Source organism: Telluria sp. Soil_C_11 (assembly GCF_057657395.1).
Window position 1 is genome coordinate 26,459 of the sequence record NZ_JBDGIN010000016.1, and the last position, 25,843, is coordinate 52,301.

At 63.4% G+C, this 25,843-nt stretch carries 26 protein-coding genes; 3 read left to right on the top strand and 23 right to left on the bottom strand.

What is annotated here, in order from left to right; genetic code table 11:
* Positions 1-273 precede the first annotated feature (273 nt).
* Positions 274-774 carry an OmpH/Skp family outer membrane protein gene (locus AC3A6M_RS20390; RefSeq protein WP_487854551.1) on the top strand — a complete coding sequence of 167 codons (501 nt, stop codon included), beginning with the start codon at positions 274-276 and terminating at the stop codon, positions 772-774.
* A gap of 1 nt (position 775) precedes the next feature.
* Here AC3A6M_RS20390 and AC3A6M_RS20395 read toward each other — a convergent pair whose 3' ends face one another.
* The 5 genes from AC3A6M_RS20395 to AC3A6M_RS20415 form a co-directional block, all read right to left on the bottom strand.
* A complete protein-coding gene (locus AC3A6M_RS20395) occupies positions 776-1,069 on the bottom strand; it encodes a hypothetical protein (RefSeq protein ID WP_487854552.1) in 294 nt (97 codons plus the stop codon).
* Positions 1,070-1,175: 106 nt separating this feature from the next.
* Positions 1,176-1,631 (bottom strand): hypothetical protein, encoded by a 456-nt coding sequence (locus tag AC3A6M_RS20400; RefSeq protein ID WP_487854553.1) that lies wholly within the window; start codon positions 1,629-1,631, stop codon positions 1,176-1,178.
* Positions 1,621-2,226, bottom strand: a complete 606-nt coding sequence (locus tag AC3A6M_RS20405; RefSeq protein ID WP_487854554.1) for a hypothetical protein — start codon at positions 2,224-2,226, stop codon at positions 1,621-1,623. Before AC3A6M_RS20405 ends, AC3A6M_RS20400 begins: the two co-directional genes overlap by 11 nt.
* A gap of 109 nt (positions 2,227-2,335) precedes the next feature.
* Positions 2,336-2,578, bottom strand: a complete 243-nt coding sequence (locus AC3A6M_RS20410; protein ID WP_314542412.1) for a hypothetical protein — start codon at positions 2,576-2,578, stop codon at positions 2,336-2,338.
* A 72-nt stretch (positions 2,579-2,650) separates the two neighbouring features.
* Positions 2,651-3,157 (bottom strand): JAB domain-containing protein, encoded by a 507-nt coding sequence (locus tag AC3A6M_RS20415; protein WP_487854555.1) that lies wholly within the window; start codon positions 3,155-3,157, stop codon positions 2,651-2,653.
* Between the two features lie 726 nt (positions 3,158-3,883).
* On the opposite strand from AC3A6M_RS20415, the gene AC3A6M_RS20420 reads away from it, so the two are divergent.
* Positions 3,884-4,753: a hypothetical protein gene (locus AC3A6M_RS20420; protein WP_487854556.1), complete on the top strand. Its 870-nt coding sequence runs from the start codon at positions 3,884-3,886 to the stop codon at positions 4,751-4,753.
* Between the two features lie 231 nt (positions 4,754-4,984).
* Here the strand turns inward: AC3A6M_RS20420 and AC3A6M_RS20425 are convergent, their stop codons facing one another.
* The 10 genes from AC3A6M_RS20425 to AC3A6M_RS20470 form a co-directional block, all read right to left on the bottom strand.
* Positions 4,985-5,284 (bottom strand): hypothetical protein, encoded by a 300-nt coding sequence (locus AC3A6M_RS20425; RefSeq protein WP_487854557.1) that lies wholly within the window; start codon positions 5,282-5,284, stop codon positions 4,985-4,987.
* A 65-nt stretch (positions 5,285-5,349) separates the two neighbouring features.
* Positions 5,350-5,649, bottom strand: a complete 300-nt coding sequence (locus AC3A6M_RS20430; RefSeq protein WP_487854558.1) for a hypothetical protein — start codon at positions 5,647-5,649, stop codon at positions 5,350-5,352.
* 58 nt (positions 5,650-5,707) lie between these two features.
* Positions 5,708-6,031: a hypothetical protein gene (locus AC3A6M_RS20435; protein ID WP_052233914.1), complete on the bottom strand. Its 324-nt coding sequence runs from the start codon at positions 6,029-6,031 to the stop codon at positions 5,708-5,710.
* A complete protein-coding gene (locus tag AC3A6M_RS20440; RefSeq protein ID WP_314547679.1) occupies positions 6,031-6,258 on the bottom strand; it encodes a hypothetical protein in 228 nt (75 codons plus the stop codon). Before AC3A6M_RS20440 ends, AC3A6M_RS20435 begins: the two co-directional genes overlap by 1 nt.
* 13 nt (positions 6,259-6,271) lie before the next feature.
* Entirely contained in the window at positions 6,272-6,685 is a 414-nt protein-coding gene (locus AC3A6M_RS20445) for a hypothetical protein (RefSeq protein WP_487854559.1), read from the bottom strand.
* Between the two features lie 710 nt (positions 6,686-7,395).
* Positions 7,396-8,211 (bottom strand): DNA methyltransferase, encoded by an 816-nt coding sequence (locus tag AC3A6M_RS20450; RefSeq protein WP_487854560.1) that lies wholly within the window; start codon positions 8,209-8,211, stop codon positions 7,396-7,398.
* A gap of 1,044 nt (positions 8,212-9,255) precedes the next feature.
* Positions 9,256-9,468: a hypothetical protein gene (locus AC3A6M_RS20455; RefSeq protein ID WP_047824889.1), complete on the bottom strand. Its 213-nt coding sequence runs from the start codon at positions 9,466-9,468 to the stop codon at positions 9,256-9,258.
* A 34-nt stretch (positions 9,469-9,502) separates the two neighbouring features.
* Complete coding sequence (locus tag AC3A6M_RS20460) at positions 9,503-10,159, bottom strand: phosphohydrolase (RefSeq protein ID WP_487854561.1); 657 nt, start codon at positions 10,157-10,159, stop codon at positions 9,503-9,505.
* A 52-nt stretch (positions 10,160-10,211) separates the two neighbouring features.
* The gene (locus AC3A6M_RS20465) at positions 10,212-12,452 is read right to left on the bottom strand and encodes a hypothetical protein (protein ID WP_487854562.1); all 2,241 of its coding nucleotides are present in this window, start codon (positions 12,450-12,452) and stop codon (positions 10,212-10,214) included.
* A 56-nt stretch (positions 12,453-12,508) separates the two neighbouring features.
* Positions 12,509-12,964: a single-stranded DNA-binding protein gene (locus tag AC3A6M_RS20470; RefSeq protein WP_162600621.1), complete on the bottom strand. Its 456-nt coding sequence runs from the start codon at positions 12,962-12,964 to the stop codon at positions 12,509-12,511.
* A gap of 701 nt (positions 12,965-13,665) precedes the next feature.
* Here AC3A6M_RS20470 and AC3A6M_RS20475 point away from each other — a divergent pair.
* Complete coding sequence (locus AC3A6M_RS20475; RefSeq protein WP_314547818.1) at positions 13,666-14,391, top strand: phosphoribosyltransferase; 726 nt, start codon at positions 13,666-13,668, stop codon at positions 14,389-14,391.
* 742 nt (positions 14,392-15,133) lie between these two features.
* On the opposite strand, the gene AC3A6M_RS20480 is transcribed toward AC3A6M_RS20475, so the two are convergent.
* From AC3A6M_RS20480 to AC3A6M_RS20515, 8 genes are all read right to left on the bottom strand, one after another.
* The gene (locus tag AC3A6M_RS20480; RefSeq protein ID WP_314547817.1) at positions 15,134-15,367 is read right to left on the bottom strand and encodes a hypothetical protein; all 234 of its coding nucleotides are present in this window, start codon (positions 15,365-15,367) and stop codon (positions 15,134-15,136) included.
* A 15-nt stretch (positions 15,368-15,382) separates the two neighbouring features.
* Positions 15,383-15,766 carry a hypothetical protein gene (locus AC3A6M_RS20485; protein WP_487854563.1) on the bottom strand — a complete coding sequence of 128 codons (384 nt, stop codon included), beginning with the start codon at positions 15,764-15,766 and terminating at the stop codon, positions 15,383-15,385.
* A gap of 138 nt (positions 15,767-15,904) precedes the next feature.
* Complete coding sequence (locus tag AC3A6M_RS20490) at positions 15,905-16,660, bottom strand: hypothetical protein (RefSeq protein WP_487854564.1); 756 nt, start codon at positions 16,658-16,660, stop codon at positions 15,905-15,907.
* Positions 16,661-16,805: 145 nt separating this feature from the next.
* Entirely contained in the window at positions 16,806-18,161 is a 1,356-nt protein-coding gene (locus AC3A6M_RS20495; RefSeq protein WP_487854565.1) for a DUF3560 domain-containing protein, read from the bottom strand.
* A gap of 1,616 nt (positions 18,162-19,777) precedes the next feature.
* Positions 19,778-20,584 carry a hypothetical protein gene (locus AC3A6M_RS20500; protein WP_487854566.1) on the bottom strand — a complete coding sequence of 269 codons (807 nt, stop codon included), beginning with the start codon at positions 20,582-20,584 and terminating at the stop codon, positions 19,778-19,780.
* Positions 20,585-20,930: 346 nt separating this feature from the next.
* A complete protein-coding gene (locus AC3A6M_RS20505) occupies positions 20,931-21,089 on the bottom strand; it encodes a hypothetical protein (RefSeq protein WP_487854567.1) in 159 nt (52 codons plus the stop codon).
* A gap of 92 nt (positions 21,090-21,181) precedes the next feature.
* Entirely contained in the window at positions 21,182-23,245 is a 2,064-nt protein-coding gene (locus tag AC3A6M_RS20510; protein WP_487854568.1) for a DNA cytosine methyltransferase, read from the bottom strand.
* A 1,473-nt stretch (positions 23,246-24,718) separates the two neighbouring features.
* Positions 24,719-25,834, bottom strand: coding sequence for a hypothetical protein (locus AC3A6M_RS20515; RefSeq protein ID WP_314542676.1), 1,116 nt, complete (start codon positions 25,832-25,834; stop codon positions 24,719-24,721).
* Positions 25,835-25,843: the final 9 nt, after the last annotated feature.

Consider the following 25,843-nt stretch of genomic DNA (forward strand, 5'->3'; position numbering starts at 1 on the left):
GGATCGGCCAGGACCTGGTCGGCGGCGCCGGTGCGCGTCAGCGTCACCGCGCCCGGATCGGGCCAAGGTAGCCGAAGTCCGGGAAGTCGCCGGGAGCGGCAGGACGGCGGCAAAACCGCCGGCGCCGTGATCGGCCAGCACCTGGTCTGCGGCAAGCGAAGCGCGCAGCGCCGGAGGCGCGGAGGCGTCAGGGATCAAGCCCGAAGGGTCGAGACCGCGTAGCGGGCTCGATGCGTGGCACGCCGAGCCCGGCCCCGTAGGGGAGACGCCCGAATGCAGGAGACTACGATACGCACGAAAACGATCAAAATCGTAAATCCTGACCAAATCGATTCGATCGAATCGACATACACAAGTGCGCAGGTTGTGATTAAAATGAAAATCACGCCGAGGCCAAACGGACGGTTCGGCTCCATCAATCAATCGAGGCCAACAATGAGCGATACGACCCAAAACCAGAAACAGAAGAAAGCGAAGTCACTTGACGAGGAAATTGCAGCAGCCCAGCAAAAGCTGAACATGCTGGTTGCGAAGAAACGAGAGGAAGAACGCAAGGCGCTGGAGCGGAACCAGAAGGCTATCGCCGCACTTTTGCGTACCGAGAAGCTGGACGCGGTGCCGATCGAACAGTGGACGTCTGCGCTCACGGCGTTGCGCAAGCTGTTGAAGGTCGAGGCGCCGAAGGGCGGCGAGACCGGTACGCCGTCGAAGCCGCAAAGCGACAGCGAGCCATCCAAGTCGGCTGAGTCGCCGGCGCTGCAAGAAGCTGCTTGACCTACGCGCGGGGCGCTCCAGGCCCCGCCATCATCTTGCGCTGGGCCCAGGAAAACAGGGAACCACGCTGCGCCTCTGATAGTCCTTCAAGCAAGACAGTTCGCACAAAGTCGGCGACGGCCTCGCGGAGGTTGGCAGGCAAAAAGGCCGCACTCGCCGGGGACATGACAAAGTCGGGGTGCGTGCACGCCAGAATAATTTCCAGAATGACGAGGGCGTCGTCCGTGCCGCCATGTTCTTCAACGTGGCGAATGAGTGTTACGGCGCCGTCGTGCATTTCGGGCTGATGGTCCATCGGACTCCACGGGAGGTCGCTTGTTCAGGTCGCGCCATGTTACAGGAAAAAGAATGTGTCGCCGGATGAAGAGAGGCCATGCGCCGGCGAAGCCGGCGCCCGCGCGCTATCGGAGATCGAGGGTGGAAGTCCGCTGCGCCAGGATCTGGCGGAGGATTCGTTCCCGCGCCGGAGCGCGCTCGGCGTCGATCCGGGCCAAGCGTCGCGCCTGCTCGCCGCTTTCGAGGTCGACCATGGATGCGAAGTACACGGCGGTGCACGGTCCGGTCCATGCGCGCCACTTTGCGCCGATCCGCGCTCGTACGTCGTCCGGCTGGGCGAAGTACAGCGCCCGGGCGCGGCGCCAGACGCCGGCCGTGAACTCGCGTTGACTCTGCTCGGTTTTCACGGACAGCTGTTCGCGGCGCGCCGTCTCTTCGTCGATGCCGCGCTGCTCGGCCGCTACGTGTTCCGCAAATAGTGGGTAGCGGTTCTGCTCTTTGACCAGCTTGCGCGCGTACGCGGCACGCTGACGGTCGGTGAGCTGGCGCGGTCCGTACCGCTCTTGGCGCTTAAACCGCATCGCCGCCGCTCCGGACGTCGTTGGGATTGGCGCGACCTGGCGCGCCAATCCGCTGCTCCTGCGGGTCGAACTCGATGCATGGAATCGCGTCCACCATCTGGCGCAGGGTAGCGAGCTCCTCGCCTTCCCTTTCGCTTCCCGCGTACGGGTGCTTTTCCAGGATCAGGCTGGCGGCACGCGCAAGCTGGCTGTACGTCGGAACGTCGACGTTGTGCAGGTATGCGTTCGCGCTTGCGATCGCGTCCGCCTTGATCGCGTAGTGGGGGTCCAGGCGGATGGCCATTGCTTGCGCCAGCTGCTGCGCAGTCAACAGGGCTGAGGCGAACTGCTGGCGGATCGAATCGCCGTCTTGCCCCTCGGGCAGGATGGCGAAGGTACCGGCGCGCACGGTGATGGCGTAGGGCTTTGGCGTGGCGACGCCGACAACCCGCTCTGATTGGACGAAAAGGATGTCGCCGGGGCTGGCGGTGCCGTCCTCGCAAAGGGCGCCGGCGGCAAAGGTCGAATCGCAGTGGTGGATATTCATCTTTCGATCACATGGCGTTTGGTTGGTGGTCAGCTGGGCAACTTCGTCGGGCTCAGCGAGGTCGGGCATGCTGGTCGGCAGGACGGCAAGCGCAGCGCGCAGCACCGTCAGGTGCGGAGGCTGGCGGCGGCCGGTTCGGGCGCGGCGGCGTCCGGACCGGCTGCCGCCAGCGCTTCCCCTATCCGGCTTCGACACCGATTTCGAGACAGACACGGATTTCCTGCGCCTTACGGCGTTTGCCGATCTTGATGCCGCGGTCGTAACCGTAGTTGGCAAAGCGTAGTGCCTGCTTGACCTGGTCATCCGTCCAGCCGGCGGGAAAGCTGAATACAAAACCGTCCTCGTCGAAGAGGTTGACGATGGGGCGTCCCTCGGTCGGGCGCTCGATGATTGCGTCGGCTTCGTCCAGAAATTTTTCCATGTTTCCTCCAACAGTCTGCGGGGTAAGTGGGTTGCCGGGCGGCGGGTGTGTGCACAGCCCGGCGAGGTCGGTCTACAGCTCGCCGTGCTCGGCAAAGGAATATGCAAGTTCGCCAGTCACGATGATGTGGTCGAGCACGCGCATGTCCACCAGTCCGAGCGCCTGAGTGATGTTCCGGGTAAGCAGGCGGTCGGCTTCGCTGGGCTCGGCCATGCCGCTGGGGTGGTTGTGGAACAGAATGCAGCCGGAGGCATTCAGGGCCAGCCCTGCCTTGACCACTTCGCGGGGATAGACATGGCAGCTCGCCAGCGTCCCAGTGAACAGGATTTCGCGCTTGATGATGCGGTTCTTGACGTCCAGCCAAAGGATGCCGAAATGTTCTTTTTCCGCCGCGCCGTAGGTCAGCATCAGCAGGCGCCGAACTTCCGTCGGGCTGTTGGCGCGCTCGTAGCTCGCGCGGCTGGTCCGGCGGCGCAGGATCGCCAAGGCTTCGGAAATGATTGCGTCCTCTTCCTGGCGGCGGCACATCAGGTTGGCGATCGCGCCGCTGTCGCGGCACTCAAGAGCAGTTGCATTCATCGTCACATCCTCCCGTTCAGTTGATGGAACCATTATACCGCACAAACTATTGAGACACAATAGTTTTATGTTGCGTTTTCGCTCTTGCGCGAAGCGCTGCGATACCGGAACCTGGAGACCTCGGGCCGGGTGTCGGGGCCGGAACAGGCCCTGACGGTGTTGCCTGCTCGCTCGATCAGCCAAGAACCCAGCGCAGGACAGGCCCACCCCAGAGTGACACCGTGTACCTATCGCCTCGGAGGCACGGTCGCTCGCCGGCGGGCGCCGTCATGGACACCCCGCAGGCCGCATGCGGAGCGCAGCCGAAGGCGAGCACCGAACGGGCGAGGAGTGCCTTGACGGCATAGCCCGCCGGCGTGCGATCTCTGCCGGAGAGATGGGCGATAGGTACGCGGTGTCACGGCGCCTGGTCCGTAGCGGCATCGAAGCCGGGTTGTGTTCCCTCTTCCTCACTTTCGCGCGCGAAAGTGCTAACTTCACCCAAGCGCGCCTCTGGACAGCCAAGCGGCCCAAGCCGCGCGGACGGTCGACCTGGTCGACCGGGAGGGCAAGCGCAGCGCGCAGCGCCGCCAGGCGCGGAGGCGTCAGGGATGGAAGCCCGAAGGGGCGAGACCGCGCAGCGGGCTCGATGCGCAGCACGAGAGCCCGGTCCCGCAGGGAGACGCCCATGCCTGGACGTTCTCTCGAGCTCGTTGTAGCATCGGCGCTTTGCCTCACGGTGACGCAATGAACGACCAGACAACGCCCGCACCTGAACTGCCCAAACGCGGCCGCTTCGCGGTTAACGATCCGAAATGGTGTTTCCGGCTGCACGGCAACGATTTTTGGCTCTGGAACTTGGTGCGCGATTTCAATTCGATCGACATCGACCTGTTCGCCGACCACGAGGACGATCGACCGACGGTCTACTACATGACGTCGCCGCACCTGACTGGCCTCACGGCGGTCGAGGCGACGGCGCGGGCGGGGGAGTTGCTTGTCCTGTTCAACGGAATGCTGCAGCTCAACGAAGGCATTGGCTTCCGGCCCTTCAGGCTGGGCGATTGTGTCGAGCGGGAGACCATGCGGCGCGCCTTCCTGCCGTACGGCGAGCGGGCGATGATGAAAGCCTATCCGGACAACGTGAGTATGCTGCGCTACTTGGTGCCTCGGCGGCCGCTGGACTACTTTGGGCAGGTACTGTTCCTCGCGCGTAGCGACGCGCAAGTGCAGGCAATCCTCCGGATCCTCGGCACGCATGGCGTTACCCTCGGATCGCTGTCGCAGGTGCTCGACACAGTCGAGGGCGCGCTGCGTGAGCAGTTCCCGAAGGAGAAGGACAGGATCGCGCAGGTCGCACTCTATGGCAGCAAGAAGGCGGGAGACCTCAAGAATTTCACGTACACGGCGAACAGCTTCGCGGTGTCCGGCGTCGATGCCCGTCATGGGCTTGACGAAAAGTTCGGCGTCACCGACAAGCTCGACGCGCTATCGCTCGACCAGGCGGCCGATGTTGTGCTCTCGTGCGCGCGTGGCTTCGTCACGGCGCGCGCGCACGAGACCTTTCCGGCGAAGTTCCGCGAGGTGCTGGTCGCGTCGAGGATCGACGCGTACTGAAGTCGTCGGGTCGCTGGAGCGGCCGGAGTCGCGGCGCCGGTCGACCGGCACCCGCGTCGAAGTCGGTCGTTCCCCTCCATTCACTTCCGCGCACCGGCGCGGAAGTCTGACTTCGCTAGGCGCAGCCTCTGGATGACCAAGCGGCCTCCGGCCGCGCGGAGGCGCCCCGGGCGGCCGGCCAGGCTGGCCGGGGCGCCGCGGCCCTGGGGCCGCGCTGGCGTGCCTGGCACCTCATCCATGGGACGGGCAAGGGTTGCCGGTGCCGTCGTTGCAGTGCGGGCACTCTGCCATCTCCATCATTTCCCAGTACACACTCTGACCCTGCTCCCACCATGTCAGCAGGTCCGGCTCGTTCTGAAACATGACCGGCGGCTCCGACAGTCCTTCGGTGGCCTCGCGGTGGCCGAGCGCCTGAGCCTCCATCCACACGTCAGCCATCCAGTCGCTCAAAACGTTGTTGTTCCGCACGCCATGGATGACTTCCATGATGCGCGCCTGTGCCAGCATGATCCGAACGTCAAACCCTCGCATGATTGCTCTCCCTCGCTTGTCGTGTCTTTCGGCCGGGCGGCGAACCAGTCCCCCGGCCGTCCTGCTCATCCGTGATAGAGGCACGTACTGACGGTGTGGTCGTTGCAGTACGAACAATGCTCTACCTCGGCCATGTCGATGAAGGTGTTGTAGCCGTCGTTCCACCACGACAGCAGGTCGGGCTCGTCGCGGAACATGAGCGGCGGTTCAGCACGTCCCTCCCCCGCGTCCTCGAAGCCGAGCAGCCGGGCCCTGTTGAAAGCGTCGATGAATTTCATGGCGATATCGAATCCACCATCCTCACCCGCGACCACGGCCGCGACGCGCGCGTGTGCAAGCTCGATCCTTACGTCCAGTCCTCGCATGTTTGCTCTCCTCAAGAATGGCGTTCGATGGATGAGGCGGCCCGGAGGCCGCCCCGGCTTACTTTTTCCCTTGTCCGACCAGATAGCCGACCAGTCCCGAAGTGATGGCGGTAACGATGCTGCACGCCCACTTCTTGTCATCGGCCGATCCTGCGAAGGCCACCACGATGCACGCGCCGAACACGATGCCGGTGATGACCAACGCGAACACGAAAAGCATCAGCTTCATCGTGCGCGCGAGCTTGGCATCGGCGGTTTCCCGCTCGCGCCGTGCCTGCGCATCCTCGTCGGTCTCGTTTCTGATCTTGAGTTCGAGCTGGTCGCTGTCGCCCCGGATCAGCTGGTCGAGATTGACCGTCCGTATATCGCCTTGGTTGTCCATCACAAGCCCTCGATCTTCGTTTGAACCTGATTGTTCGCGTCGAGCACCGCGAGGGAGCAAGCCCGTGCTTGCGCCGTTACGGCTACCTCGTACAGCGCAATCGCCTTCGCAAGCACTTCGCCGGGATCGCCGCCATTGGCGGCGGCGATGCGGTTCAGTTTCGTGTTGAGCGCGTCCGACATGGTCAGGGTGTACTCCACGCTCTGTTGTCCGGCTTGGCCGACCATTTTCCGTTCCTCGTCAATGAACGACGTGCAGGGCATCGGCACTACCGACAGCGGCGGCGAGCTTGAGCGGATCTGCGTTTTCGGCCGACGAGTAAAACTCGATTACCAGATCCTGCAACTTGGCGATGGCGCGGGCGCGCTCCGGTACGTCGCGGGTGTTGATGACAACATCGGCGAACCAGTTGCCGAAGGGTTCGGCCACTTCGTACAGGAAGACACCGGCCACGTTGTCGCCGACGCACAGAATCGCGGCGGTCATCATGTGGGCCAGCGGCGCAGCGTAAGTCAGCATGTCGTGAACGAGTTCAGCATGGCCGTTGTCCCACTTCGCCAGCACAAGGCCGACGTCGTGGTCGTGCATGCCGTGGACGAAAAACGCCGACAGCAATTCGGTCATGGTCACGGGTTTCGAGGCAGAGGTATTCATGGCGGTCCTTTCGGTTGGTCATCGGTCACTACAGGTACAATTTTACGCCACAAACTATTGTGCGTCAATAGTTTGTGTTGCGTGTTTGATGTTGCGCATTTCCCTGAGATACCGGAACCTGGAGACCTCGGGCCGGGTGTCGGGGCCGGAACAGGCCCTGACGGTGTTGCCTGCTCGCTCGATCAGCCAAGAACCCAGCGCAGGACAGGCCCACCCCAGAGTGACACCGTGTACCTATCGCCTCGGAGGCACGGTCGCTCGCCGGCGGGCGCCGTCATGGACACCCCGCAGGCCGCATGCGGAGCGCAGCCGAAGGCGAGCACCGAACGGGCGAGGAGTGCCTTGACGGCATAGCCCGCCGGCGTGCGATCCTGCCGGAGAGATGGGCGATAGGTACGCGGTGTCACGGCGCCTGGTCCGTAGCGGCACCGAAGCCGGGTTGTGTTCCCTCTTCTTCACTTTCGCGCGCGAAAGTGCTGACTTCACCCAGGCGCGAGCCTCTGGACAGCCAAGCGGCCCAAGCCGCGCGGACGGTCGACCTGGTCGACCGGGAGGGCAAGCGCAGCGCGCAGCGCCGCCAGGCGCGGAGGCGTCAGGGATGGAAGCCCGAAGGGGCGAGACCGCGCAGCGGGCTCGATGCGCAGCACGAGAGCCCGGTCCCGCAGGGAGACGCCCACCCCTGCGGAGCGGGCGCCGCCCTGGCCTGCCCGTCAGCCGATATCGTCAACCAAGCGCGAACGCGACTGCGCCATGCGCGTCAGGCGTTTCTTGGCGATCTCGAAATTGCCCTTGTCCAGTTCAATGCCCGTGCAATGGCGGCCGCACATCATCCCCGCCGCCAACGTCGAACCGGAACCCATGAAGGGATCGAGTACATGCGCGCCAGGCTTGGAAAATGCCTGGATCAGCGGCACGAGAATGGACAGTGGCTTTTGCGTGGGATGCAGCTTGTTGCCGGTGTAGGCGCCCCAGTCGATCACGTCGCCGATGACATTGGCTGGCTCGGGCTGCCCCTTGACGAGCAGGTAAGCCGATTCGTGCTGGTAGCGGACGAGCCGGACCGAGGAGCTATAGCGTTTCGGGAACGTGATATGGCCGCCGATCCTGAAGCCGGCGGCTTTCCATGCGGCGAAAAAGCGGTCGGTCTGGTTCCAGCCGTAGAAGCTCAGGCAAAAAGCGTCCTGGGCGAGCACCCGGTAAATCTCGCGGAAAGCCGGTTCAAGCCACTTGTCGTTGTCATCATTCGCGACGGAGCGCCCTGAGCGATCCCGGTATCCGACGATGTAAGGCGGATCGGTCACCACCAGATCGAACGACCGGTCGGCATACTGGGGCAGCAACAGCGTGCAGTCGCCCTGGTGAACCGCGAACTCGGAAGCCGTCTCGCTGCTGTCGTTGGCGGCGGGCGCGTTAGTGTCCGCCGCTGGTTTGCTGGGCTTTGCCGTGCCGGCATGCGGGCGCACCGGCGCGCTCGACGGCTGGAGAAAGGTAGGGGTGGCGATAAGGTGATGACCGAACAAGTTCATGATTGGCTCCTTGGAATGATGGTAGAAGGGTTGCGTCGCTCTCGCGGCGTCTGCTCACGCCACAAAAGCCAGTGCAGGATTACCGCACAAGTACATTCTACCAAAGCAAACTATTGTCGTGAAATAGTATATTTCAATTTGACGACGGACCCGAGTTACCGGAACTTGGGGCCTCGGGTCGGGTGTGGGGCCGGAACGGGCCCCACGACGTTGGGGTTGCCGTTTGGTCGAGCAGACAGACAGGAGCGGCGCGCAGGCCAAGGCCGGAACGTCACCGTGTACCCGTAGCCTCGAGGCCGGGGTGGCGAAGACGCGGGCGCGGTCATGGACACCCCGCAGGCCGCAGCGGAGCGCAGCCGTAGGCGAGCACCGAACGGGCGAGGAGTGCCTTGACCGCATAGCCCGCGGCGCAGCCATTCTGGCTGAGGATGGCGAGGGTACGAAAGGTGGCGTGACCTGGCGCAGAGCGTGATCGAAGTGGGCTGTTTCGTTCCTTTGCCTCGTTCCCGCCGCCGTGCGGGAACGCCGACTTCCCCAAGGCGCAGCCTCTGGTATGGACGGCCACGGAGCGACGACGCCCGGTCCGGCGACGACCTGGTCGACGCGATCGGAGCGGGCTGTTGCGTCCCTCCCCTTCGTCCCCGCCTGTTGGCGGGAACGCTGACTTCCCCAAGGCGCAGCCTCTAGCATGGATGGCCAGGAAGCCGCAACGCCCTGTCCGGCGCCGACCTGGTGGACGCGGCCGGAGCCTGGCTGTTGCGTTCATCCGTTTCGTTCCCGCCGTCGGGCGGGAACGCCGACTTCCCCAAGGCGCAGCCTCTGGTCCGAATGGTCAGGGTGCTGCCACGTCCGGGTCGGCGCCGACCAGGTCGAAGTGGCCGGAGAGGGCTGTTGCGTTCCATCCCTTCGTTTCCGCCATCGGGCGGAAACGCTGGAACCGCCAAGGCGAAGCCTCAAGAATCCGGCGCGCGCATCCCTGGTGCGTCCAACGAGGACGAAAAAAAACCGCCCGGAGGCGGCTCTCGCACGGATGGGCGGCCATCCTCACACGCCGGTGACCTCGGCCACCACGCGTCGTTCGGCATCCACGATGCCGAGATGCTGATTGTTTCGCTTCGCTTCCGAAGCAACGCCATACAATGCAAGCCCCTTCAGCAGGACTTCTTCTGGAGTCGCCCCGTTGGCCTTGGCAAGATGGCCGAGCTTCTCGTTCAGCCCGGGCGACAGGTCCAGTATCATGCTCACCGGATTTTCCATCAGCAACCTCCAAAGTTTGTTCCGTCAACAGATTCTACGCCAATTTCGCTGCGCGTTGAGGCTCCCGCGCAGCCAGCAACCGTAGTAGTTCAAGGTGGAAGCGCTCGACGGCGACCGCGCTCGGCCAGGGTTGCCACGGCGCGCACCGATATATCTCAACCAGGGGATCGTGCTTCAGCACCGGTTCGTGTATACCGAGGACGTTGACGATCTCGTACTGGGACCATCCTGCACAGTACAGCGCCTCGGACGCGGCGCACGTTACGTCCGCACGTTTGTGCTCGGCGTAATCCTCGTCGGTCCAGGCAGGGAGCCGGTACCGGTCTGCAACCGCGTCGCTCAGGCGCTCTGTTACCTCCCGCAGGGCGTCGCCCAGGAGCGGCTTGAGCTTGCTGATGGGGTCGAATCCGAGCAAGCCTTCCTCGGCGTCGTGCAGCAGTTCGCGCAGCTGCTGGTCGACCGTCAGCGGTGTTGGCGACCATTGGCGGCGCAGCTCGAGCACGGCCAGCGAATGCTGGGCGACGGAGAGCGGTACCGGATGCATCGACTCGCCGCCCCAGCGGTAGACACGTGCGAGTCGTAGCGACAGGTCATAGTCGGTCCATGCATGCGGATCGGGGTTGGCCAGGTCGATGCGCTGCCCCGAAGGGAGACGCATCCAGGCACTGGCTCGTTGTTCGATGGCGTTCATATTCGGTTGTCCTATAGAGGCGGACCGGTATCCCGGCCCGCCTTGTGTCAAGTTACGCGGTCACTTCCTCATCCACTGCCACTGCCGGGTCGGACTGTTCGGCGCTATGCACCGTGGCTTCGGTGACTCCGCCGTCTACCGGTGCCGCCGATTCGGCGGCCTGTTCCGCTGCCCCTTCCCCACCGTCTTGCTGCACCTCGGCTGGTGCCGGGGTCGCCGGGACTTCCTCAACCGGGGCACGCAGCATCGCCGGGAGCCAGCGCGTTCCGACAAGTTTCTGCTCAGCATATTTAGCAGCTTCGCCCTTCTTCATCTTGACAATCGGCATGCCGGAGCCCGGACCGCAGGCTTCTTCGACAGCGGCGATGATGGAGTCCTTGGAGACGGCGCTGAAGTACGACGCCTCGGTCGCGGTCCAGTAGTCGGCGACGTCAATCTGCAGGGCGCTTGCGATGTCGACGCCGTACTGGGTCGCAGCGTTGCCGGTAGTGGCGTCGAGCGAGAGGGCCACGCACAGGGCGAACAGTTCGTGAAGGTCGGCAGCATCGAGCGAAAGCAGCCAGCTGAATTCCTCCGATGCTTTGGCCGGTACCCGTGCCCGCCACGCGTCGATCCGTGCCTTGATCTCGTCACTGGCCCGCATGCCTTTCAGGTCAGGAGCCTTGTCGTGGAGGCTGTCCAGCGACGAGTGGCCGCTGATCTTCAGCGCATCGCGGTCGATGTAACGATGGCGGCGTGTTACCGCTTCCAGGAGACGGTGCACGGTCGCCGCCATGGCGACCTCGGGACGGTTCATCATCACAGCCTGCATGACCGCAGTCCGTTGGGCCGACAGTTGCAGGGCCAGCCGTTCCGAGATTTCCGAGCGCTCTTTCTTGGCAGGCTGGAATCCCATACCGGTCACGCTGCCCGACGCGATCGCGGTACCGGAGACGGTCGTGACCGGGATGCCCGATGCCATCGATGCCGAGCCGGTCACTTGTTGGTCGGACGCGCCTTCCTCGGGCTCGGCGCGGCGCATCAGGCCGCGCACGATTTCGACGCCGCCGCGCCCGTCGAGCGCGACGATGATCCCGCCTGCGGCGCGCACCTCGTCGGCATAGGTGACGAACGACGCTTTCAGGGCCTGAATGCTGGCACTGAGGCGCTCGATTTGCTCCTCTGCGTCGTCGGCCTCGCGCTGCAGTGCTTCGGCGCGCGACTCGGCCACTTCCGCACCTTCTGCCTCTTGCTCGTCGGCGTCCGGGTCCTCGTCGACGGCCAGCTGGTCGAGCGTGTCATACAGGCTGTCGCGCTTTTCGCTGAAGTGCTCCAGTTGCGCTTCCATTTCGGATAGCTGCGCCTGTTCGGCCTCGGAAGGCTCCCGGCGTTGCGGCGTTGCCAGTTCGAACTCGGGATGCAGGCGGCGGTCGTAGGATTCCGCGACATCGGACCACGACCAGCCTTCAGCGGCAGCGGTCTGGTCGGCAATGGCGCGCAGCTTGTCGAAGGCCAGCTGGTGGAGCAAGGCGAGGTCTTCCACGAAGCCGTCGCCGGTGTCTGCCGAGAACAGGTCTTCGGTCACGACACCACCGGCTTGCCTGTACTGGTCGAGGCCGACGAACATGACCAGCGGGTCCTTGCTACCGAGCGATTCCTGGGCGAGCTTGTTGCGGATATACATGGCGGTCCTGTAGTAGGACGGCAGCGCATTCCACACCTGAAGCTGACGCTCCTGATCGGTCGTCCTGCAGAATGCGCGGACTTCCTCGACGCCCATCTGACCGTTGCGGTACAGGTCGAGCAGTTCGGGATGCAGACCGCCGAGGCGCATGCGCTGCTTGACGGTACGAACGTTCACGCCGAAGTGCGCGGCGATGGTTTCAGGGGCTTTGCCCTCGTCGGCCATTGCCTTGAACGCCACGAACTCGTCCGCTTCGTGCGGCGCGGTGCGGTTGGCGTTTTCGACCAAACTGATGGCAATCGCGTCGTCCGTCGAACGCAGGTCGCACTTGACCGGAAAATCTTCGGGAACGAGGCCGCGCTGGACCAGCAACTCGATGGAGAGGTAGCGTCCGGCACCGGCGATGACACCGAATTCCGTGCCGCTGCCCTGCTCAGGGATCACCTGCAGGCGGTTGAGCAGGCCATAGGCCATGATCGAGGCTGCGCGGCACTCGATATCGGCCATGCTGTGCGGTTTGATCCGGGTGTTCTTGCGGCTGATGTGCAGCTTGTTGAACGGGATATCGACCTCGGTGCTGGCCGTGCCGATGACGGATTGCGGGACGGTTGGCTGGTCTGCGAGATTCATGGTTTGGCTCCTTGGTGAGATGGTTGGTACTACGAAAAAACCGCTGACGCGTCTGCTCACGCGTGCGCGGCGATACGAGCGGGCCGCGTGGTTTGCGGCACGGCGTCGTATTGCTGTAGGGCTGCGTCATAGTCCTGCAGCCACGAATCATGTTCTCCGTCCAGTACTGCCTCCGGAGCGCGGGTGATGGGCGCGCCGATGTAGCGCACGCAACCGGGGTCCGGCTCAAAGCAAAAGCCGCCGCGCTGCTTTACGCTGTCGTACCAGCTGCGGATGCGGCCACGGATCGCCACCTCTTTCCCCTTGGCGAGATACTTGAGGTCGCTCTCGGCCTGTTTGCCGTAAGTCGTGATAGGGATGAAATCGGTCGTCGTCTGGATGTTGTCGCCGTTGCGGAACTGGTGGTCGACCGCGACGACATAGAAGGCCGTGGTCACGCCGCCGCCAGTGCGTCCGCGACGGACATCGTTGACCAGATTGCCATGGATGCGAAATTCGTTAGCGAAACTCATTTGCCCCTCCATCAGTTCAGTTCATGTATCAATTATAACGCCATAAACTATTGTGCGTCAATAGTTTGTGTTGCGTGTTTGATGTTGCGCATTTCCCTGAGATACCGGAACCTGGAGACCTCGGGCCGGGTGTCGGGGCCGGAACAGGCCCTGACGGTGTTGCCTGCTCGCTCGATCAGCCAAGAACCCAGCGCAGGACAGGCCCACCCCAGAGTGACACCGTGTACCTATCGCCTCGGAGGCACGGTCGCTCGCCGGCGGGCGCCGTCATGGACACCCCGCAGGCCGCATGCGGAGCGCAGCCGAAGGCGAGCACCGAACGGGCGAGGAGTGCCTTGACGGCATAGCCCGCCGGCGTGCGATCCTGCCGGAGAGATGGGCGATAGGGGCGCGGTGTCACGGCGCCGGTCCGCAGCGGCATCGAAGCCGGAGATTGCGTGCCCTTCCCCTTCACTTTCGCGCGCGAAAGTAGCCACAGGCGCAGCCTCCATCTAGCCGTGCGGCTTTGCCGCGCGGCCGCGTCCCGGGTGGCCTGGAGAGTGACGGCCGCAGGCCGGCAGTCCCGCAGGGACCAAGCGCGGGAGCGCGCGCTCGGAATGGGCATCCCGGGTCCCGCGCAGCGGGAAGCCCAACCCTTGCCTTTCCTTGTTTTTCTTGTCCAGCCCGGTAGAATCCTTCCCTTTCACCCAGAACATATTCCGATGGGGCTTAACATCATTGGCGACCTGGTCGACGTCGACCACAGCCATAACCAGCTGCTCAACACTGGTCGTCACGGCAACCCGGTAGTCCAGCAGGTAGCGCTGGGCCAACAAGAGCTCACCGTGTATTCGACCTTTCAGAGACACAAGGCCCCGCGGAGCATGGGTCGTGACCGCAAAGGCGACAACTGCCACCTGCTGTACGCCTTGAAGGGCAAGGATGGTTTGCGGACCTCGTTTGGTGCGATCCGGCGGCTGATGCTGCATTTCGACGCCATTCTCGAGGACATGGTCGACCAGTCGGGCGAATATGATCTGGTCGTGCCCATGCCTTCCGGACACGCGATCAGTCGGCAATTCGGCCAGCGCTTGGCAGACCGGTACAGGTGTCCGGTGCAGGGAGGGTTGTTCAGCAAGATCTCGAAAACACGCGCGAGGGAGCTGCTCGAGCAGAGCGATTTGCCATCGCCTGATAAGCGCAGCGTCGCAAAACGGCTGGGAAAGGAAGACGGGGACTTCTCGTTGAAAGACATCCCGACCGGCTATCGCGAGCACTTTCCGCCGATCACGATACGGGCGGAGTTGCTGCCTGCCGGCTGCACCCGCTTCCTGCTCGCCGATGATCTGCTGTCGACCGGAACCACGCTGCTCGCGGCGCAGCGGCAGATTCAGGCCGCAGTGCCGGGCGCCCAGGTCGACGCCGCCTGCTTGTTTTCTCGGGTTTGACTGTTGTCACGACTTCGTGTACCATTTTCAGTACAGAGTGTGAGTGAGTCTCCCCGCTCTTTAAATCCAGATGAGACCCGCGTACGCACCCGTCATGGTCGGCTCGTAAAGGGCAGGTAGTGGCAGATTAGGCAGCGGCTAATCCCTCAATCCTCGGATTGTTGATGTTTCACCGGAGGAGCGATCCTCCACCCCTATTCCAAACCCCTGGTCGCGAGACCGGGGGTTTTTCATTTGTGGCGACGAAACTGGTAGCGACAGCCAAGCGGCCAAGCCGTGCGGACGGTCGACCTGGTCGACCTGGTCGGCCGGGAGGGCAAGCGCAGCGCGCAGCGCCGCCAGGCGCGGAGGCGTCAGGGATGGAAGCCCGAAGGGGCGAGACCGCGCAGCGGGCTCGATGCGCAGCACGAGAGCCCGGTCCCGCAGGGAGACGCCCGGGAGAAACGTCGAGGTGACGCTGGCGATCGCCGCGCAGCGCCGACAACCCGCGTGCAGCTGCTGCAGGACGTCGCCACGCGAAACCTCGTGCTGCCGCTCGCGGCAGAGGGGGCCGTGCGGCTTGTGGCGGGTCGGTCGGCTCGGAGAGCGGGCGGCGCAGCCGCCGCTTTCTCGGGATGCCTCCGCGGCGGGCAAAGCCCAAGAGCGGGTGCCGGCGCTCCGCCCCTCCGGCGGAGATCACGGCGATCAGCACACCCGGGCAATGTGACCTGCCCAGGTGCGGCCAGGTCAGGTGTCACGTAATTCAAACCTCGGTGCTGCCGATGAATTGTTCGCCCAGGTAGAAGTCCGCGCCGCCGGCGTCCTCGATCAGGCGCCGCCTCGCGCCTACCGCGGCGAGCAGGGTGGAATGGGTCCAGCGCGCCGCAGCGGGAACGGTGTCCAAGACCCGTCCGTCGAGACTGCACACTTCGAGGGGTTTGGTATCGTGTCCCAGCAGAAGATCGGCTTCCCCGGGGCGTACGTCGGTAACGAGCATGATGTTCTCCTCTGTTCAAAACGCGTAGAAAAATACGATCAGGCGATCGGCCAGCGCCTGGCGGGCCACCGCGACAAAGGCGATGGCTTCCGCGTCCTGCTGCACGGCGTCATGGGGTTCGCAAAAGGTCACGCCCGGGAGCCCGGTCAGATTGTCGGTCCGCACGGCCTCTTCCAGGGCGTCCAGATCCTCGGCCGTGAGGCGAACGCTCCATGCGTTGAATACGCTATCGGTTCCTCCCTTCTTCAGGTACAGCGTCTCCATCCAGGCGTAAACGTCACTCGGCGTCTTCCAGCTTTTCAGCAACAATGGTGCGTCGCCGCGACCAGACAAGAGGTCGTAAAAATCCACCAGCAGATCATCCGGTATGGCGCCTTCGGGGTAAGTAAGCACGTTCATTTCGACTCCGAACTGGTCACGGTACAGAGATAGCTTAACATATAATCTATTGCGACTCAATAGTTAAACGGCTTTTCTTGCGGACTTGTGAAGGCGTATTCGCGAGGCGCCCCGGGCACGTCGATATCCGGGAACGCGTCACGGGCGCAGACACTCGACCTGGTCGACCACGGCGCCGGCCGGCACATGTTGCAACGACTCCCACGCGAACGAGCGGCCCAAGCCCGCGACGCTGCTTAGTCCGTGCTTCCCGTCACGGGCGTTCCTCTCGATGCGCAGCGCACGTCGAAACAGAATGGGATGGGTATCGCGCAGCCATACCACCTCGGACTTACGAGACGCCGGACAAAAGAAGCAGGCACTCTTGACGGGGACGGGCAGCCCGGCCAGGGCTATCAAGCGCAGACATTCGACGCGGTCGATGCCCCATTCCTGGAGCGGGTACCAGTAGGCGTAGCGTGTCGCCTCGACGTGCCCCTCCCGCAGCTTCTTCGCGCTGGCGGTGTCGGCCTTCCGCCGCCGGCGGCAGTCCTGCTCCCCGCTGTCATAGCCGATGGCCTTGACGACGCGCAGCCCGGCGTCCCATGCCAGGCGCGCCGGCTCCCAGGCTTGCACGAAACGGTTTTGCGGTTCGACCTTGAAAACGAGACTGCACGAGTGCTTGCCGAAGGCCAGCGACGGCAGGGTCTCGTTCGCCAAGCACTTCCCTTCCAGGTTCCGGTATGGGGCGCGTTTCGGGCGGTAACGCACGACGGTGACGGGCGGGAAGCCAACCGCGGCCAGCCAAGCGTTGATGATGGGCAGATAGGCATAGGTTTCGGGCTTCTCGGCGCCGGTGTCGGCGAACAGGATGAGGTCGGGCCGGATCTCGCGCCGCCACATGGCGACCAGCATGGCCGTGCTGTCCACGCCGGCGCCATACGAGACCACGAGGGGCGGCCGCGCTGGGTGTTCCAGCGGCGGCGCCGGGAGATGCGGCGCGCATAGTTCGGCGCGACCTCGCGCTGGCAAAATCGCACTCATGACCGCGCCGCTCCGGTTACTGCTGCAGGGCTGGCTGCGCGATCGTCGCCGGCGGCGGATCCTTGCGCTTGTCGTCCGTGATGAATACGAGGTAGCTCTGGTGGGCCGGCCCGTTACGGCGCTGAGCCGCCGTCAGGAAAGAACCGAAGACGTACTTCACGCGGTGCGCCCCGTGGATGTCGTTGGCGGGAACGGCCTTGAAGCCCCTGTAGTCGCTCGGCATATCCGCGTATTCGGCCTTGGTGAGCTGCACGAAGTCCTCCCGCGGGTAGTTTGCGGCCGGAGGGATGGCCGTCGCCGCTGCAGCTGCAGCTGCGGCCTCGGCAGTGGGCGCCTGGTATTCCTTGATTTCGTCGAGCGTGCGCACGGGGACATAACGGCAATTCGTGGTCACGCTGGTGGTCTTGCCGTCGCGCTTGTTGACGCGCATGATCGTCAGCCACTCGCCGCGCACCAGGACGCGCCCGCCCGGCTGCAAGTCCACCTGCTCGGCCACCAGGCCGCCCTGAGCATCCAGCATGGCGCGCTCGTACGCGAGGCGGTTTTCGTAATGGTCGATCCAGCGCGTCGCCCACGCGACCACCCGGGGATAATGCTTCTGGGCGGCCTCGATCACCTCGGCCAGGGTGCGTTCGGCGTACAGCGTTGGGGATGCCTTCGTGAGGGCGGTATAGGCACTTGGTCCGGTGGTCACGTCTTCACGATCGCCATTTTTGCGCGGCAGGTACAGCTGGCAGTGGCTTGCTATCGCGATCGCCTCCGTCTCGGTGAGCCCTTCCTTGCACCAGTAGCCGAGCCACTGGATCGCCTCGTCCAGCGTACGCTGCTGCTTGCGCCGGTCCGCTTCGATCGTCTTGATGCGACGCGCGCGTACATCCGGGCGCTCCTTGTACTTGGCGTTTGCGAGCGCGCCGGCGGCACGTTCGCGCCAATACTGCGAGCTCTCCCACATATTCACCCATTTGCGGAAACCGTTCTGGATGCGCTCGACATCCTTGCGCGCACGACGTTCGCTGTGGTGGCCGACGAGGATGGGTTGACCGAACGGGATATTGTCGGCGATAGCCTTGGCTGCATCGTGTGCGCGCTGAGCTCCGGCCGCGTGATTTTCGCTGCGGTCTTCGAACCGCTCCGCGCGCTGCTCGGCACGATCGACCAGGCTCGTGTCCTCGTCGCCGACCTCGCCGCATAACTCGACCAACAGATCATGGCGGGCGGGCGTCCACATCGGTGCGACGAACAGTTTCTGTTGCGGCGCCCACTTGAAGCCTGCGGCTTTCACACGCGCATAGGTGTCGTCGTCCAGCTTGGCACTGGCGTACAGGCGCAGTTTGTTGTCCTCGGGTGAATAGGTGGCGGTGAGATCATGCATGATATCGGCTCCTGGTGATGATGGTGGTTTTACAGGTGTGCTGGTCGCCGGCGTCTGCTCACGCCAGCGGGCGAAAAAGGCGAGCGGCGCAGCTCGCCAGGGAAAGTTTTATCCGCCGCATCCGGCGGTCAGTTCAGGCGTCGTTGCCATACGGGCATCCTCCATGTGGTGAGCTCTTTTCGAATAAGATTATTATAACTCACAAACTATTGGCTCACAATAGTTTGTTGTCGCGCGCGTGGTCTTGCGCGAAGCGCTGCGATACCGGAACCTGGAGACCTCGGGCCGGGTGTCGGGGCCGGAACAGGCCCTGACGGTGTTGCCTGCTCGCTCGATCAGCCAAGAACCCAGCGCAGGACAGGCCCACCCCAGAGTGACACCGTGTACCTATCGCCTCGGAGGCACGGTCGCTCGCCGGCGGGCGCCGTCATGGACACCCCGCAGGCCGCATGCGGAGCGCAGCCGAAGGCGAGCACCGAACGGGCGAGGAGTGCCTTGACGGCATAGCCCGCCGGCGTGCGATCCTGCCGGAGAGATGGGCGATAGGGGCGCGGCGTCACGGCGCCGGTCCGCAGCGGCATCGAAGCCGGAAGTTGCGTGCCCTCCCCTTCACTTTCGCGCGCGAAAGTGCTGACTTCACCCAGGCGGGAGCCTCTGGCCAAGCCAGCCAGCCCAGCAACTCGCGCGGCCGCGCGCAGCACATGGTCGCCGGATTGATCATGACGGCAAGCGCAGCGCGCAGCGCCGCCAGGCGCGGAGGCGTCAGGGATGGAAGCCCGGAGGGGCGAGACCGCGCGGCGGGCTCGATGCGCAGCACGACAGCCCGGTCCCGCAGGGAGACGTCCGACCTGCACGGCGCCGCTCAGCAGCAACAAGACCGGGAGGTATGACTGACGGATCACGCCAAGGAATGTTTGCCCCGTACGAATCGGGATAGGGGCGGCCACTAGTGGCCGGCCCCTCCCACACCACCCGGCATGCGGGTCCGCACCGGGCGGTTGGAACGGTTGAGGCGACGATGCCAACCCGCGCACCGCGCCTACTTTCATCTGTGTCCAACCCGGTCGATCGAGTTCTTCACTGTCGGAGAAAGCGTCGGCTTCACCTTGGCCTCCAATTGACGAGCCCCGTTTCCAGGCATCTGAAGCATTCCCTCTCGAATGGTCGAGCAGATTCCAGCTCCCATTCCTTCGGTCCTTCAGCACCAGTCTTTAGCCTCCCCGGCCATACCAGCACCTACTACGACCTCTGCTGAGACCCCGCTCCGATTTTTTTTCGTCGCCCTTTCAGGCACAAGGCGGGGCGTCCCCAGGTAAGGGCCGCACTCCTTCATCACACAACCGCCGCATCTACGCCGCCTCTCCTTGACCACAAGAGCTTCGCGGTTTCGTGCCCGCTCACCCTGATCAGCAGCGCCTCTTATGCAGTTCTTGTCCATCGGCTCATGATTTACGATCCACGCTTCCTCCCCACACTAGGTCACCCTCGTGCAGTTGCGCTTCACTTCGCTCGCTGTGGTCAGCTTGCGGCGGGACTTGCACCCACAGGAGTGCGCCCATGCTGGGCGCACACGAAAAAAAACCCTGCCAGCATCGGCAGGGTTTCGCATCGCCCGATCAGAACACGATCGAGATATACGTGTTGGGCTTCGCGATATTCTCAAACGGGCCGCCACCGGACCAGGCGCGCGCAACACCGCCGTAGACGTTGACGTTGTACTCGCCGGCCGCGAGGATGGCGCGATCGAGCTTTGCGAATTCGACCTGGACCGTGCACCAGGTCGCGAACTTGTGATTCAGGACGTTGCCAGCTGCGTCGGCGGGATGCATCTGGAACATCTGGCGGTAGGTCCAGGTGTCGTTCTTGTCGTCGCGCAGTTTGCGCAGTTCAACGAGATCTTCGCGGTCCATCGGCACGCCGCGGGGGAGGCCTTGGTACAGCTCGTCGGTATCCTCCCAGGTGTCGGGGTCGAAGCGGATATGGTCGGCTTCCATCGCCGAGAACGCGCTGAGGACCTCGGTCGACCCGCGCAGCGCCGCCAGGATTCGGGGCTCCACGATATGGTCGACGAACGCGTTTTCGTCGCGGAAGACTTGGCCGGGCGCGAGCTTCTCGAACGCCTCCAGGAACAGCGGCGCCAGTTTCGCCGCCTCGCTGGTCGGCATGCGCAGCATGTTGGCGATGCGCTTGACGCCCAGGTCGTCGTCGAGGATCACGTAAGGCTTGGGATTGTAGTCATCCTGCAGCAGATCCATCAGGGCTTCGCCGTGATGGGAATCCAAGAGTTCTTGGCGAGTGAAGTAGGTCAGGAAGGCGCCGAACATCTCTGCCGGCCAGCCGCGCGAAATCGGAATGTCTTTCGCTTTGATGATGCGATGGATGTCGAAGGCGCGGTCGCGCCAATACTTTTGCAGCACTTGCATAGTGGGCCTCGTGGACTTGAGATTAATAAGGGCTGAATATCTGCAATGAAGCTCAATGCGGGTATTCGAGTTACTTCAAAATTCCACGTTTTAACCGACAGCCCGTCGGCAGCCACGCTGGCTCCGTCTTTGACGCTGCGTGCAGAATAGCAAGGACATCATTGCCTGTCCAGCACCGCGATTTTCGCGCGCGAAAGTAGACGGGTTGACAGGTTCAAAGCTCGAGGCCGCCTCGGCGACGCAGTTCGAGGGGCCAGCCGATTCGACCGCGGCGCAACCATTCTGAGACGAGGCCGTACCGAAGACGCGGCGGGTTTGCGCCGCCGGCCGAGCCGGCGCCCGGGGCTCAAAACAGCGGCAGAGGACCAGGCCGCAGCACACCGATCACGTAGAACACGACGTAAGCAACAGGCGAGTCGACGCCCCATATCTGGTAGTCGATCATCAACGCCAGGACGACCACGAGGGTCATCAACAGGACCAGCTTCCAATTGCTCTTCTTCATGATGTCTCCAACGAGCGTTCTAACACGCAGTGCTGGAGGCGCTGTTCCGGCACCGCACCTCCCGCGGCCGCGAGGGCCGGTGCTGGCGGTCTTCAGGAAGCCATCGCCAGGCCCAGAGCGACGTTGCGCACCCAGATGGGCGTAGCACTCAGAACGAAGGTCTCGCCCGACCAGGCCAGGAGCAAGGTGGTGCCGCACACGTCGGCGATCGCCTCGGCAGCGTCGGGCGGCACCAGGTTGCCGATGTGCTCGCGCCATACGCTGTCGCTCATCCCGTCGAGGAGCAGGTACTCCTCCGGCTCGATCAGGCTTTGCAGAGCTGCCAGCTCGAGTGTCGTGAACGGCCGGTGCCAGGTGCCGTCGAGCGAGCGAATGATGGCGACCGTTTTCTCGTCCAGCGCAGGCAGCAGGTTCAGGCGGGGATCCGCCACGCTCCAGCGTCCGTTGTCGTGTCCGGCCGCGGCGCTGACGGCGCCGCTGGGAGCATTCCAGGGCACCACGCCGTAGTGGCCGCCCGTTAGGTAGGCGTCGCCGGGCTGGCGGTTCAGCGACGTGCGCGGATCGGCTACGGCGAACGCGCCCTGACCGGTTGTACTGGCGCCGATCACCGTCCCCGTCGACTCCTCGAACGCGGTCACCGCGTACTTCCCAGCGCCGTCGAAACTACTGGTCGACCTTGGATCCGCCACCGCGTAAGCGCCGGAATCGTCGCCTCCGATGACTGTGCCGGCGGCGCCCGTCCAGGGGGTGACGGCGTATTTCCCGAACAGGTCACGCTGCGGCGGTCGTGGATCGGCCACGCACCCGCCGCCGCTGCTCGGGCCATGGCCGCTGGTTATCGTGCCGGCGGCGCCGCCCCAGGGAACGATACGGAACACGTTCTTGTGCGTCTCGGTGCCGGCGGTGCGCGGGTCGGCGACCGAAAAGCCTCCCTGGATCGGGGACCGCTGGGTCGTGATGGCTCCGGTCGCCTGGTCCCAGGCGCGCACGCCCAGCTGGCCATAGTCGCCATCATTGTGATACCGCGGATCGGCGACGCATTGCCCGGTACCGTGCGCGCTCGACACGACGCGGGATGGGTCGGTCCAGTCACCGACGCGCAACTCGTTGCTGTGCTTGTCGGGCCCGATATGGCGTGGATCGGCAACCGCGAAGTTTCCGTTCATCGGCATGCCGCGGCTGGTCACGGTGCCAATCGGCTTGGACCACTCATTCACGCCGAGGACGCCGCGGTGCATTTCTGGAACCAGCAGGTAATCGCGTAGATGTCCATTTTCCACCGCCAGACGGTTCAGGCTGCGCCAGTCGCTGCCCGCCTCGACGAAGGCCAGGCGAACCCAAGTCTTGAACTGCAATCGCGGGATGCGATGCATCGGGCCGCCGGCGGCATCGCCCGGGAATGGCATGCGGCCGAGGATTTCCCCGACGCCGCGCAAGCGCTTTTTCTCTGGCTCGTAGAGGAACGCCGGCACCTTTTCCGTGTGGCGGGCCACGAGCAGGAAACGCTTGCGGCTTTGTGCCAATCCGCCCAGCTCGCCGCAATCATGTGTGGTTTCCGCGACCGCGTAGCCGTAGCGCTGCAGCAGCTGGTTGATCTGGTCGAGCAGGTGGCGGCCGCGCGTCGCCAGGCGTGGGACGTTCTCGAACACGATGAGGTCGACCGGGTCGTCGGCCCAGGCTTCGCACATGAGCCATACGCAACGCAGCGTGAGCGAGTTCAGCGCCTGGTACTTGGCGGTCTGGCTCATTTTCTCGGACAGCAAGCCGGAAGCGCCCTTGCAGGGGCTGCTGATGAAGACGATATTCGGGCGCTCGTTGCCGGCGGCGCGCCGGATGTCCGCCGGCCCTGCTTCACGCCATGCGGCCGCCGGTTCCTTGCCGTGGAAGGCGGTGTACTGTTCGCGGGTGAACAAGTCCATGACGGTGCCGCGGACGCCCGCCTGGCGATCGAAGTCCCGGATTGCGGACGGCGAAACATCGACGCCGCCAAGGCAACGAAAGCGCGCCGAGAATGCTCCGACACGCGGGCTGGCCTTGTTGAACCCCTTCGCTGCCCCGCCGATACCGCAGCAAAAATGGAAGTGGGTGATGTCCTTGACCAGGGCGCCGCGTGATGGGGACAGCAAGCGTGGTGCATGAATCGTCGTTCCGTTCATATGCGTTTCTCCGTGATGATGGTGGGTTGTCAAGCGTCGCCAGCGTCTGCTCACACTGGCGGGCCGATCGGCGAAAAAGAAGTTCCGCCGATAAGTACCATTATACACTAAACTATTGAGGCGCAATAGTTAAAAGAATCGCATATCTACGTCTTGTCTGGCAACGCGTGCTGGCTCGTTTTCTTAAAAGTTTTGCCACTCTGCGAGTGCAGGAGAAATCGTCAGCAATGTTGTCCGTACCTGAAGCAGCTGCCGGTTACTTTCGCGCGCGAAAGTTGAAACCGTCGGAGAGCTCGCTGGCATACCGAACGGTTTGTGGGTGCGGGTCGCCGGAGTACGGTGCGAGGAACCATAGGGAGGTATGTCTGACGTCGTGATTCAGTTGATACCGGCACCTGGAAGCCTCGGGCCGGGTGTCGGGGCCGGAACAGGCCCTGACGGTGTTGTCTGCGCGTGTGAGCAGCCAGGGAAACAGTGGTGCACGGAGCGGCGCTGTAGTGACACCGTGTACCTATCGCCTCGTAGGCACGGTCGCACGGCCCTGGGCGGCGTCTAGGACACCCCGGAGGCCGCATGCGGAGCGCAGCCGCAGGCGAGCACCGAACGGGCGAGGAGTGCCTTGATGGCATAGCCCTGGGTTGTGCGATCCTGCCGGAGAGATGGGCGATAGGGGCGCGGTGGAACGGTGCATGGTGGATAACGGTCTCGAAGTCGGAAGCAATGACGGTTAGTAGAAGAGTAAATCAAAGACTAAAAGGTTAACCATGTGGATAACAGGAAAATAATGCAGAGGAATCAAATACTTAGGTGGACTTGTCCGTCAGCCAAACCTCCCTGATGACGGCTTTTTTGTGTGTTTTGAGGGCGTCAAAATCCGACTTTTGAAGCGGATTCCCCTTCCCGTCAGCCATTCCTCCTGCATTTTTCGCGTCCCGTCATCCAAACCTCCCGTCATTTTTCGATCCTGTCAGCTAGACCTCCATGGGGACACTAGTGGACGGATGCTGGTTTGCTCATGAATTAAGCTGCTGTCAGCCAAACCTTCCTACACCTGTCACCCAGACCTCCCGCAGATCGGCCCCACCTGTCAGTCATACCTACCGCACGTTTACGACCCGTCAGCCATACCTTCCTATCGAAAATGGCCCGGCTAGTTCGCCATTTTCACTTCCAGTTTCTTCTAGAAAACTCTGTACGGTCAATAAAAGTTTCTGCTGGATCTATTTTCTAAATATGGATTGATTTTTACATGCGTTGATTCAGAGCAAGTAAACTCGATCCGTCAGTCATACCTCCCGGCAGGGCGCCTTGATCGAGAATCCGTCAGTCAGGCCTACCGCGAACCGTCAGCCAAACCTACCGGCAGCGGCCATCCCGTCACCCAAACCTCCCGGCGCTTCGCTGACCTGTCAGTTAAACCTCCCGCCCGACGCGGTTGTCGGCGCGAACGTTCGGTGCTGTTTTCGGGTCGGGTCAGGCCGGGGATCCAGCTTCTTCGTTTGCGTCCTTGTGGCGTTTATTTGCAGCCTTCACTTCACGTACGAACGTGTGCGACGGGGTCAGAACGAACTCGACGTCCTCGAGCTTGTTCCGCGCGCCGCGTACCTCGTGGCCTTTTTCGACCTTCATGAGAAGACCGGCTTTAGTAAGTTCCTCGAAGGCCTCGACCACGGCGACCACGGCCTGGCGGGTTTCCTTGTAGCCGGTCAGGAGGGCGCTATCGCGTTTGATCGTCGAGAACATCATCTTGAATTCGGTGCCAAGGGCGGCGAACGTGAACTTCATTACCAGCTGCTTATGGATCCACCTGGATAGCTGGTTGCGATGGCTCATCAGCTGGTGGTAGTTGAACTGGCGGTAAGTGAGCGCGTCGATGGCGCGGGTGACCAGGGGATGGAACTGGACCACGCAACGGGCAGAAGGGTCCGCTTCGATATCCTTGCGGCGAGCCGTCGCCATGGAAGGAAAATACGTGCTGCTGCGCAGGTGCTCGTCGCGTCCGTTGGAAGTCGTGATTTCGATGTTCGTCTTGTGCAGGATTTCCAGGCTCAGCTGGATTTCGCGATACGACCGCGCGTGTCCTCGCCGGGCCAATTCCTCTCGCAGCTGATAGAGCGAGAAGGCGACACCGCTGACGTATCCCTTCTTGTCGAAGAAGCCCTGCTGCTGGTCGGCCGCCATCTTGCGCAATGCGTCCTCGACCAGTTCCTCGGAGGCGCTGGGATAGAAATCCATGGTCTTCCCCTTGTCCGGACCTTCCTTGATTTCGATGCGCGCCGGCGTGATCGTGGCCAGGTAATCCACCTGGTGGTGACGGAAGCCCAGCTTCAGGATCTCGAGCGTCCCATGCGCGCTGCGCATGCGGTTTTGCAGGTTGCGCGAGATGCTGTAGCGTGGAATGCTGTCCCACAGGGCAATCGTGTTCGAAAGCTTGTCTCGTTCCTCTTCGGTGTTCACCAGGAAGTTCTGGAACAGACTAAGCTGCGGGCTCTGGAACGCGTCGTCTCCGACGAGTCGGGTCGGGGACTTGCGTACGACGACTTGGCCGCGGTTGCGCGGCGCCGGGCGGGGAGCTTCTTGTTCGGACATCGAAACCTC